Source organism: Thermosinus carboxydivorans Nor1, assembly GCF_000169155.1.
Lineage (GTDB): Bacteria > Bacillota > Negativicutes > Sporomusales > Thermosinaceae > Thermosinus > Thermosinus carboxydivorans.
Genome location: NZ_AAWL01000039.1, coordinates 1 through 9,799 on the forward strand (window position 1 = coordinate 1; position 9,799 = coordinate 9,799).

At 45.3% G+C, this 9,799-nt stretch carries 14 protein-coding genes; 1 reads left to right on the forward strand and 13 read right to left on the reverse strand.

Annotation, left to right across the window (positions count from 1 at the left end; genetic code table 11):
• Window positions 1-110 precede the first annotated feature (110 nt).
• The 12 genes from TCARDRAFT_RS14105 to recA all read right to left on the reverse strand — a co-directional run bounded on the left by TCARDRAFT_RS14105 (window position 111) and on the right by recA (window position 9,242).
• Window positions 111-479 (reverse strand): sulfite exporter TauE/SafE family protein, encoded by a 369-nt coding sequence (locus TCARDRAFT_RS14105; protein WP_007290649.1) that lies wholly within the window; start codon window positions 477-479, stop codon window positions 111-113.
• Window positions 476-832 carry a sulfite exporter TauE/SafE family protein gene (locus tag TCARDRAFT_RS14110; protein ID WP_007290650.1) on the reverse strand — a complete coding sequence of 119 codons (357 nt, stop codon included), beginning with the start codon at window positions 830-832 and terminating at the stop codon, window positions 476-478. The genes TCARDRAFT_RS14105 and TCARDRAFT_RS14110 overlap by 4 nt, the downstream gene beginning before the upstream one ends.
• A gap of 11 nt (window positions 833-843) precedes the next feature.
• Window positions 844-1,191, reverse strand: a complete 348-nt coding sequence (locus TCARDRAFT_RS14115) for a DUF3870 domain-containing protein (RefSeq protein WP_007290651.1) — start codon at window positions 1,189-1,191, stop codon at window positions 844-846.
• 16 nt (window positions 1,192-1,207) lie between these two features.
• Complete coding sequence (locus TCARDRAFT_RS14120; RefSeq protein ID WP_007290638.1) at window positions 1,208-2,032, reverse strand: Asp23/Gls24 family envelope stress response protein; 825 nt, start codon at window positions 2,030-2,032, stop codon at window positions 1,208-1,210.
• 58 nt (window positions 2,033-2,090) lie between these two features.
• Window positions 2,091-2,384 (reverse strand): hypothetical protein, encoded by a 294-nt coding sequence (locus TCARDRAFT_RS14125; RefSeq protein WP_007290639.1) that lies wholly within the window; start codon window positions 2,382-2,384, stop codon window positions 2,091-2,093.
• Between the two features lie 53 nt (window positions 2,385-2,437).
• Complete coding sequence (locus TCARDRAFT_RS14130) at window positions 2,438-3,265, reverse strand: PHP domain-containing protein (protein ID WP_007290640.1); 828 nt, start codon at window positions 3,263-3,265, stop codon at window positions 2,438-2,440.
• A 4-nt stretch (window positions 3,266-3,269) separates the two neighbouring features.
• Complete coding sequence (locus TCARDRAFT_RS14135; RefSeq protein ID WP_007290641.1) at window positions 3,270-4,775, reverse strand: leucyl aminopeptidase; 1,506 nt, start codon at window positions 4,773-4,775, stop codon at window positions 3,270-3,272.
• A gap of 116 nt (window positions 4,776-4,891) precedes the next feature.
• Window positions 4,892-5,152 (reverse strand): stage V sporulation protein S, encoded by a 261-nt coding sequence (locus tag TCARDRAFT_RS14140; protein WP_007290642.1) that lies wholly within the window; start codon window positions 5,150-5,152, stop codon window positions 4,892-4,894.
• Window positions 5,153-5,342: 190 nt separating this feature from the next.
• Window positions 5,343-5,861 carry a hypothetical protein gene (locus TCARDRAFT_RS14145; protein ID WP_007290643.1) on the reverse strand — a complete coding sequence of 173 codons (519 nt, stop codon included), beginning with the start codon at window positions 5,859-5,861 and terminating at the stop codon, window positions 5,343-5,345.
• Between the two features lie 164 nt (window positions 5,862-6,025).
• Window positions 6,026-7,564: a ribonuclease Y gene (gene rny, locus TCARDRAFT_RS14150; protein WP_071934037.1), complete on the reverse strand. Its 1,539-nt coding sequence runs from the start codon at window positions 7,562-7,564 to the stop codon at window positions 6,026-6,028.
• 201 nt (window positions 7,565-7,765) lie between these two features.
• On the reverse strand, window positions 7,766-8,230 hold the full coding sequence (locus TCARDRAFT_RS14155) for a regulatory protein RecX (protein ID WP_007290645.1): 465 nt from the start codon (window positions 8,228-8,230) through the stop codon (window positions 7,766-7,768).
• Window positions 8,205-9,242 carry a recombinase RecA gene (gene recA / locus TCARDRAFT_RS14160; RefSeq protein WP_007290646.1) on the reverse strand — a complete coding sequence of 346 codons (1,038 nt, stop codon included), beginning with the start codon at window positions 9,240-9,242 and terminating at the stop codon, window positions 8,205-8,207. Before recA ends, TCARDRAFT_RS14155 begins: the two co-directional genes overlap by 26 nt.
• A 149-nt stretch (window positions 9,243-9,391) precedes the next feature.
• Here recA and rpmE point away from each other — a divergent pair, with 149 nt between their 5' ends.
• Window positions 9,392-9,595 (forward strand): 50S ribosomal protein L31, encoded by a 204-nt coding sequence (rpmE, locus tag TCARDRAFT_RS14165; RefSeq protein ID WP_007290647.1) that lies wholly within the window; start codon window positions 9,392-9,394, stop codon window positions 9,593-9,595.
• A gap of 18 nt (window positions 9,596-9,613) precedes the next feature.
• Here the strand turns inward: rpmE and TCARDRAFT_RS14170 are convergent.
• Window positions 9,614-9,799: DbpA RNA binding domain-containing protein (locus TCARDRAFT_RS14170; RefSeq protein ID WP_007290648.1), on the reverse strand; the 186-nt coding region annotated here is incomplete at its 5' end.

Sequence of the window (9,799 nt, forward strand, 5' to 3'; positions counted from 1 at the left end):
ATAACCCTCTTGCCCAGTACCATCCACGACCAATCCGTTCTTGATTTTTAAATCCAACAAAAAATCCACCCCCTCTTCATTTAAATAATAAGCAAGGGTGGATAATTATGCTATGATTTCTTAGGTTTTGCTAAAACCATCCGAAGACCTGTGACAATAACAAAAATTCCGAACAGGCGTTTCAACGTTTCGGCCGGAATAGCTTGGACAAAGTTAGCGCTGAGTAGGGCTCCAGCTATGGCACCCAAGGCTAGATAGCCTGCTACGCGATAATTGATCAACTTGTCTTTATGAAACTGCAAGATACCGGCAATAGCCGTTGGGATAATAACTAACATCGATATTCCTTGCGCCGTATGCTGCGATATTCCCAGAAAAAAGACCATCATGGGGACTAAAACCACGCCGCCGCCAATCCCCAGCAGACCACTTAATATTCCGGCAAAAAGCCCCATTACAAAAGTAATTAAAGCCGTCATGCGAATACCATCCTCAGACCGACAAAAACCAGCAATATTCCAAACAGACGTTTAAGCTGCGCTGCCGGTATTTTTTTCATAATTCGGGCGCCGATACTGGCGCCAATAACGCTGCCGACGATCAAATTCAGCGACACCCCAAGATCGGCATTGCCGTGAAAACCATAGATAATAGCGCTGACGATAGCGGTAGGAATAACGACAGCCAAAGACGTCCCATGGGCAGTGTGTTGAGCGATGGCAAAGCAAGAAACCATGATTGGCACCAGGAATACTCCGCCTCCGACACCAAGTAAACCGCTGAAAATTCCCACGATAAACCCAGTACCGATAAGTTTTACGTTTTCTGTCATTTTTGCAACTCCTAATCTAGTACACTCGGAATAGTTCCTTCAGTGTAGCTGCGATACTTGTCGTAAATAATGCGAATTGCCGTGATAATAGCCCTTTTGGCGCTCCCTTGATATACGAGATCAATTGTCCGCAATGCTTGGTCAGGCCCGTTTTTTAAACTATGGCCTACAAGAGCGGCCGAAACATGTTTACGGGCAAGTTGTGTGGCGAGCGTGCAGTCGGCTTCGACAATTTCCCCTGTTAACACATCAATCAGTACAATTACACCAATCACCTTATACATTTCACTTGCCGTTATACCAGTTGGTAATTTCGCGTAACCTGAGAACAGAACAAGCCTGTTCGTTTCTTTTTCCATTATCATCCCTCCTCAGCTAGTCAATACTGAGCCGCTTAACTTCAATATTAACTTCTTTAACTGTCATTCCCGTCATGTATTCAACCATATTTTTAATGCGGTGCTGCGCTTGATGAACGACATCCCATATGGGCTGTCCATATTTAATAGTTACGTCTAAGGAGATGGAAATTCCTTTTTCTTTGTCCTGAGAATTTTTTATATTTATTTGTCCCGTCCTAGTAATGGCTAGATCACTAGTGGCAACATAGTCAACAATAGAAGCAATGGTAGCGTCGGAGATAAGCAATTTGCCATAATAACTAAAAGTAGGACGGACAATGGATTTTTCCCCAAGTTTGCGCCGTTTTGCCTGCGGCTTTTTAAAAAATATCTCCAAAGGATCGATGAGGTATCCGGAAAAGTGCGGCTTCAGTTCAATCGTAGGTACGGGTATAATATGCTTGCCTTCTTTCAACCGGCTTTCCCGGGCTTTAGCAATTTCCGCTCTTGTAGCAATTTCCTCGATACGAATAATTTTCGTAATAGGAGGCAAGGCAAGAGCATCAATTATTTTATTTACCATATTTACGGAAGTACCCAAAATTAAAATGCGTTCAGGGGCGACACGCTCTATTGCTTCCCGTACTTGACGGGCATGCTCAGCGTCCATGAAAATAGCTCTTTTGACGGCACGGATTTTGCTTGGTTCTTTTTTGGCGGAATATCCTGCTATGATTTTATTGTCCTTGATTAGTAGCCCGTCATCAATAATGGCGTCGATATTATGTTCATGCGCTACAATCAAAGCCCGATGGCTTTTGCCCGTACCACTCGGGCCAACTAATGCAACAACTTCCATGCCAGACGCCTCCTGCATTTTATGTTCATAATAAAAATAAACACCTTTACAGGTGTTGTCAAGTAGGAGCATTTCCCGACATATTTGGGTTTGGGGTTAGCAGGCGAAGCTGATCCTCTAGTTGAGTTATCCTCACATTACGATACATGATCGCCCGCGCATACCGGCAATTGTTCTTTTGTAGTTTTTCGTTCTGCATTTCCAACCGCAAAACTTTCTCACGCTTTTCGCGTTCTATTGTATCAATTAAGTTCATAAGCACCCGGCGGCTGATACGCAATGCTTCCACTTTATCCTCCAGTTCCCGGATGCGCGCCCTCAGTTCGTCAAGCAAAACAGCATCGTCGCCCACGATATTCCCCCCCAATCTTTCTGTACAGAGAATATATTCCGGTACCAGTGTTTTCATGCTTGTACTTTGTAGCGAAGGCGCTCCATGCGGGTGACTAAATTACTGTCAATAGTAAAAATTCCTAATACAGGGGGAAACCGGCCAGGAATACCATGAAAGTCTGAACCCCCCGTAACAAAAAGACTGTTTTTTTCTGCTATTTGTAAATATTTTTCTGTCTGTTCGGTATTGTGTTCCGGATGATATACCTCAAGACCATCAAGGCCAAGCCGGATGAGTTCAGCAACGATATTATCGCTGCCAATCAAGCCAGGATGGGCGAGAACAGCAAACCCGCCCGCCTTTTTTATGAGATTAATAACCTCTAGCGGCGTGAACTTATAATGGGGGACATAAGCAGGGCCGTTTTTCCGCAGCAAACTCTTAAAAACATCATTCACCGAAGGGAAAAACCCTTGCTCAACTAAAGCTTTAGCCACATGAGGTCGCCCAACGGCAACAGAATTGCCAGCAATTTCAATTACCCGCTCATAATCGATTTTATAGCCGAGCCGGTTTATCTTATCGACCATCAGCCGCAGCCGCGTCTGTCTGCCAGCCGCAAGTCGTTCCAGACAGCTGCAAAGCTCATCCTCGCACCAGTCAATATAGTAACCCAGAATATGAACTTCATGTTGCGGCAGGTCGGTGCTGAATTCTATCCCCGGGATGATACGCAGTCCTTCTTTATTTTCTTCCATCAAAATTTTTAAACCGTCCACGGTATCGTGATCAGTAATGGCAATACAGTTAAGCCCCGCTTGGACAGCCTGTTCCACTACTTCCCCGGGATTAAGGCGTCCATCCGAAGCGGTCGTATGAATATGCAGGTCGGCAGCCATAGCGTTAAATCTGACCCGCCTGTTTAAGCGCTACCTGTACGAGGGTGCGCACACCAACACCGGTACCGCCTTTGACGTTGTAGCCGTACTCTTTATCCGCCGACGCCGTGCCGGCAATGTCTATATGAACCCATGGGCACTGCCCAACAAAATGGCCGATGAACAGACCGGCCGTAATGGCTCCTGCCTGCCGGCCGCCTGAATTTTTGAGATCGGCAATATGACTCTTTATCTGCTCTTGGTACTCTTCAAAGTTCGGGAGTTCCCATAGTTTTTCCCCAGCTTCTTCGGCCGCATCAATTACCTGGCGACACCACTCCCGGTTGTTGCTAATAACCCCGCTAGCATTAGAACCTAAGGCTACGATACACGCTCCTGTCAGTGTAGCAATGTCAATAAGATGGGTAGCGCCAAGCTTACGGGCGTAGGCAACAGCGTCAGCGAGAATGAGACGACCTTCCGCATCGGTACTAATAATCTCAATTGTTTTACCTTCAAGAGAAGAAATAACATCTCCCGGTTTTAGCGCCTTTCCGGAAGGCATGTTTTCCGTACAAGGCACAACCCCGATGATGTTAACTTTCGGTTTTAACCGAGCTATTGCTGCCATTGCCCCCAAAACAGCAGCACCGCCGGCCATGTCGTCCTTCATTTCCTGCATGCCTTCACTTGGTTTGAGGGATAGGCCACCGCTGTCAAAAGTTATTCCTTTACCAATAAAACCAAGGACATTTTTACTGAGTGGATCACCGGCATATTTAAGTACAATCATTTTAGGCGGCTCATCACTTCCCTGGGCAACCGCCAACAGGGCATGCATATTTTGTTCGCGCATCTGCTCCCGGTCAAGTACTATCAGTTCCAATCCGCCGCTTCTGGCAATTTCCGTAGCGTGCCAAACCATTTTGGCCGGCGTCATATGGCATGCCGGATAATTTACCAAGTCACGGGCCAAATTGACCGCCTCTGCGATGATCTGCCCTCTGTTGACTGCGTCTTTGATTAGTGCGTTTCGTCGGTCGTCTTGTTCAACGATGATAAGTTCTTCTACGGCTGAAAATTCTTTTTTGTCTGTTTTATAATACGAAAAATGATAGTTACCAAGAATAGCTCCCTCAACCAGCGCTTGAGCGGCTTTATCCACCGGTTGGCCGCCAGCGTCTGCGCCGCAAATCGTAGTAGCGACCGTCTTCGCTCGGACTTGCTGCGCTGCTCGAATTGCAATAGCGGATAAGTGGCGCAGCTTGTTAACCGTTAAATCTTCCTTTTTGCCAAGACCAAGAATGATTAACCTTTTACAGCCCAGGCCGGAAAATGTATGCAGAATTGTTGTTTTTCCAAACTGACCACAATCAGGCAAATCACGGACCAGGGAACTAATTTGGCCCTTTAGCGCTTCGTCGGCAGCTTCTGCGGCCCCGCCAGGATTCATCATTCCTTCAAAAAGACTGATGATTAACGTGTCGCATAAAACATTTATTGGCGAACCTGACATTAATTGAACACGCATGTCTAAACCTCCTATCGTCGTACTTTCTTTTATGTATTATGTCATTATGTTAAAAATTCTCTCTTTAAAACAAAAAACCTGCTCTGATACCCAGAACAGGCTTTGTATCACCAATGCTAGCGGGGCTGGACAAGAAGCTTGATGGCGGTACGCTCTTCACCATCAATGATAATATCCGTAAAGGCAGGGATGCAGATTAGGTCGACACCATGCGGAGCTACGAAGCCTCTTGCTATCGCTACTGCTTTTACGGCTTGGTTGAGTGCTCCGGCGCCGATGGCCTGAATTTCGGCACCACCGCGTTCTCTCAGCACTCCGGCCAAAGCGCCTGCTACGGAATTAGGATTAGATTTTGCTGACACTTTCAAAACTTCCATGTTGACTTAGTACCCTCCTTTAATTAGACAGGATATATAAAATTCTACTTGTGTTATTCTTGCTAAACAAAAAAATTCCTTTTTTCCTTCGTGAAATTTCAAATAATTGTAACAAATTTTACTTTTAGATCCCCTTTTTTCGCCAAAAATAAAAAAGGCAATTTCCTGAGGAAAATTACCTTTTGATGGGCTATTTATTAAAGACGAGAACCCGTCCGTCTTCACGGATGCCAATTAACCCGTGGGCCGATTGTTGCTTTCGCATGCTTTCCAGCATACTTTCGATCAGTTCTTCCTGTGCCATAAGGTCCTCTTCCAACATTCCTTCATTGTGATCAGTAACCAAACGTTCTGCCAGTTTATCACGTAAAAGAGAAATAATTAGGGCAATCTCGCCTTTAGTTATCGTAGCTACATCGCGATAAATCGTTAGCATCGTCACTTGGTCATAAGTATAATAGGTCACATCAGTCATAAATATCTCGATGCCCTCTAACTCATGATAAGCGGCGATACTGTCAAGGAGCAGTTTTTTCATGAGAACAAACTCGGAAGACGAGAGCATGCCTGATAGTAAAAATGTCATTTTTAGCGAATTATTTTCCGGTGCAAAACTAATTGTGCCAATTTCCGGATAACGGACTAAAAGAGAAACGAGTAAGTTGACGCCGTCCGAAATTTGTTCATCCTCTTGAGAATATCTCGGCATAGGTTTCACCATCCATAAGTAAAGTGAGTATAATGACGATGCTCCTTAAGCAATGAAGTAATATTCTCTAATAGCAAGACCAAATCCTCTTTTCCGCTTTTTTTAATTAATGGAAAAATTGGTTAAAAAACGACCTTGAGCAAACTCAAGGTCGTTTTTGTAGCCTATTTTGCATAATCAACCGCTCGGGTCTCACGAATTACCGTTACTTTTATTTGACCGGGATATTCCAGTTCACTTTCAATTTTCTTAACAATATCTCTCGCCAAACGGACGGAAGCCAAATCATCAATTTTTTCCGGTTTGACCATGATACGAATTTCGCGCCCGGCCTGAATGGCGTAAGACTTTTCAACGCCGTCAAAAGATTCGGCAATTTCTTCCAATCGTGTTAACCGTTTAAGATAGCTCTCCAATGTTTCCCGTCGCGCTCCAGGCCGTGCCGCTGATACAGCGTCGGCGGCCGCAACAAGCACAGCTTGAATAGTCTTAGGTTCTTCATCACCGTGGTGAGCGGCGATGGCATTGACTACTTCCGGCGATTCGCGGTATTTCTTTGCCAATTCTGCCCCGATCGTCACATGAGGCCCTTCAACCTCGTGGTCTACGGCTTTGCCGATATCGTGGAGCAGGCCAGCCCGTTTGGCCAACATAACGTCTACACCAAGTTCGGCAGCCATCACTCCAGCCAAATGCGCCACCTCAACAGAATGTTTTAAAACATTTTGCCCATAGCTTGTGCGGAACTTGAGACGACCAAGAAGTTTTACCAGTTCAGGATGCAGTCCGTGCACACCTGTTTCAAATGTAGCCTGTTCACCGGCTTCTTTAATTTTCTGTTCTACTTCTTTTTGCGCCTTTTCCACCATTTCCTCAATTCGGGCAGGATGAATGCGACCATCGGCAATTAGTTTTTCCAAAGCGATTCTCGCCACTTCGCGACGTACCGGGTCAAAGCCTGACAAAATTACCGCTTCAGGCGTATCGTCAATAATCAAGTCGATACCAGTCAGTGTTTCCAAGGTACGAATATTCCGCCCTTCACGGCCGATAATCCGTCCCTTCATTTCATCATTAGGCAAGTTTACTACCGAAACGGTAGTCTCCGCTACATGATCGGCCGCACAGCGCTGAATAGCCAAAGAAATTATTTCACGCGCCTTTTTATCAGCTTCTTCTTTGGCCTGCTGTTCTAATTCCTTGATCAGCATGGCCGTCTCATGTTTGATTTCATCTTCAACGTTCGCCAATAACAAGCTGCGCGCTTCTTCCGAAGTTAGGCCTGATAACCGTTCCAATTCGGCCAACTGTTTTGCGTATAGCTCATTGATTTTTTCTTGACTTCTATCGATCTCCGCTTCTTTGCGGCTAAGAATTTCTTCTTTCTTCTCCAAAGCGTCGATTTTGCGGTCAAGATTTTCTTCCTTCTGCATTAAACGGCGTTCAAGGCGTTGCAGTTCATTACGGCGTTCTTTAACCTCACGCTCATATTCGGTTCGCAGCCTATGAATTTCTTCCTTCGCTTCTACCAGAGCTTCCTTTTTCTTGGCTTCGCCGGCTTTTTCCGCCTCTTCAATAATTTTTCGGGCGGCGTCTTCTGCTGTAGCAATCTTGGCCTCGGCGATATTCCTTCGTACCCAGTAACCAAGTCCTGCTCCCGCTATTCCCGCGATGACAGCAGTTAAAATAATGTCGACGATAATTTCACCTCCTTATCAACAACATATTAAAGGTAAAGCCGAGTTTTAACTCGGCCTTTAAGCACCTTCACTAATTGCTTCTGTAAGCATTAAGGTTCTCTTAAAAGGTTGAATAGACGGTATCTGGTTACACGATTGGTTAATTTAATTGTAAATGTTTTTCAGAGTAGTGTCAAGTTAACCGGAACTTCTTGACTTTTTCTTTTAGAGTTCGGTCTCCTGCGATACATGCCGGAGGGCTTGCAAAATTGCCGCACGCGAAAAGCCTTTAGCGCCTAAATAGCGAATAATCGCGGCCAAGTCACTGTAATCTTCCCCGAAACGGCGGCGAATAAGTTTTGCGGCATATTCCCATTCTTCGTAATAGTCAAAGGAGACGGCGGCCTCTTCCACAATCTTAGCTGGCAAACCACGCTGCCGGAGTTTACTGATAATTGCCTGTTTGCCATACTTTCCGGCGCGCCGATACTTGTCAAGCAAAAAGCGACAAAGCGCGTCATCATCCAGATAGCCACGCTCGCGCAGCTCCGTCACCACGCAATTAATGTCGCAGCTCGCGTATCCGCACTTTAGTAATTTTGCGCGTAATTCTTGCTCACTATAGGCCCTTCCGGCTAAAAGCCGCAATGCCGTAGAAAGCGCCTCACGCTTCATCGACAGCAATGTCATCAACCGCACTGGTAGTTAACTTTATAGCCCCGCCTGTTAAGGCTTCGCGGATTTTCATTTCAATTTCTTCAGCAATGTGCGGATTCTCTTTTAAGTATTCTTTAACATTCTCTTTGCCTTGTCCTAACCGACTATCTTTATAAGAATACCATGAGCCGCTCTTGGTGATTATATCCAGCTCTGTACCGATGTCAACCAGGCTGCCTTCGCGGGAAATACCTTCGCCGTACATGATGTCAAACTCAGCTTGCCGAAAAGGAGGAGCTACTTTGTTTTTTACGACTTTTATCCTCGTACGGCTGCCAATGACTTCGCTTCCTTGTTTTATTGCTTCGGCTTTCCGCACTTCTAGGCGAACGGAGGCGTAAAACTTCAGAGCTCGTCCACCCGTTGTAGTCTCCGGATTGCCAAACATGACCCCTACTTTTTCCCGGATCTGATTAATAAAAATAGCGGTCGTCCGTGACTTGCTGATTATGCCGGTTAGTTTCCGCAGAGCTTGCGACATTAGTCGGGCTTGCAGACCAACATGGGAATCACCCATTTCTCCTTCTATTTCCGCTTTTGGCACTAATGCTGCGACTGAATCAACAACAATTATATCAATGGCGCCACTGCGCACCAGGGCATCGGCAATTTCCAACGCCTGTTCACCGTTATCAGGTTGCGAGATGAGTAAGTTTTCCGTATCGACACCAAGTTTTTTGGCATAAATAGGGTCTAGCGCATGCTCTGCGTCGATAAAAGCGGCAATTCCTCCCATTTTTTGGGCCTGGGCAATCATATGCAGCGCTACTGTTGTTTTACCCGAAGATTCATGACCGTAGATTTCTACAACCCTGCCCCGCGGAATGCCGCCTACGCCCAAGGCAATATCTAACGCCAAACACCCAGTAGGAATTACTTCGACATTCATTTTAGCGGCTGCCTCACCTAGCCGCATAATAGAGCCTTTGCCAAATTCTTTTTCAATTTGGCGCATTGCATTTTCCAATGCTTTTAATTTATCCATTTTGTCCTCCCCCTTGATCCTTCTAACCATATTTTACAAACGTTTGTTCGTGAAGTCAATGGCGATAATTACTTTTAGCCAGAAGGAAGAAGTAAGATTTTATAGAATAGTTTAAATTAAATAAATTTACGAAATAAGGAGGCTCTTTTGTGAAAGAAAAGATTCATCCTAACTATTATCAAACAACAGTAACCTGTGCTTGCGGCAACAATTTTGTAACCGGTTCAACGAAAAAAAACTTAAAGGTTGACGTCTGTTCGAAATGTCATCCCTTCTTTACGGGAATACAAAAAATCGTTGATACTACTGGACGGTTAGAGCGGTTTGCCAAAAAATACGGTTTAGAAAAATAGAGGGCCTGTGCCCTCTTTTTATTTTGCCCGTGCCGGCTCCATATTGATCCGGTGTCCTTTTATGGTGTTACGGTGCATTACCGAAAGCACCCGCTCAGCAACGTCTTCCGGCACTTCCACAAAGGTAAACTTTTCATAAATATTAATAACACCGATGATATGCCCAGGAATGTCCGCTTCCTCGGCAATCGCGCGCACAATGTC

What these genes read in the sequence shown, in the direction of transcription:
- recA (WP_007290646.1), bottom strand. Translation starts at nt 9,242, where the DNA reads ATGGATAAATTAAAAGCATTGGAAAATGCAATGCGCCAAATTGAAAAA.
- TCARDRAFT_RS14110 (WP_007290650.1), bottom strand. Translation starts at nt 832, where the DNA reads ATGACAGAAAACGTAAAACTTATCGGTACTGGGTTTATCGTGGGAATT.
- TCARDRAFT_RS14115 (WP_007290651.1), bottom strand. Translation starts at nt 1,191, where the DNA reads ATGGAAAAAGAAACGAACAGGCTTGTTCTGTTCTCAGGTTACGCGAAA.
- TCARDRAFT_RS14140 (WP_007290642.1), bottom strand. Translation starts at nt 5,152, where the DNA reads ATGGAAGTTTTGAAAGTGTCAGCAAAATCTAATCCTAATTCCGTAGCA.
- TCARDRAFT_RS14130 (WP_007290640.1), bottom strand. Translation starts at nt 3,265, where the DNA reads ATGGCTGCCGACCTGCATATTCATACGACCGCTTCGGATGGACGCCTT.
- TCARDRAFT_RS14135 (WP_007290641.1), bottom strand. Translation starts at nt 4,775, where the DNA reads ATGCGTGTTCAATTAATGTCAGGTTCGCCAATAAATGTTTTATGCGAC.
- TCARDRAFT_RS14105 (WP_007290649.1), bottom strand. Translation starts at nt 479, where the DNA reads ATGACGGCTTTAATTACTTTTGTAATGGGGCTTTTTGCCGGAATATTA.
- TCARDRAFT_RS14145 (WP_007290643.1), bottom strand. Translation starts at nt 5,861, where the DNA reads ATGCCGAGATATTCTCAAGAGGATGAACAAATTTCGGACGGCGTCAAC.
- TCARDRAFT_RS14120 (WP_007290638.1), bottom strand. Translation starts at nt 2,032, where the DNA reads ATGGAAGTTGTTGCATTAGTTGGCCCGAGTGGTACGGGCAAAAGCCAT.
- TCARDRAFT_RS14155 (WP_007290645.1), bottom strand. Translation starts at nt 8,230, where the DNA reads ATGACATTGCTGTCGATGAAGCGTGAGGCGCTTTCTACGGCATTGCGG.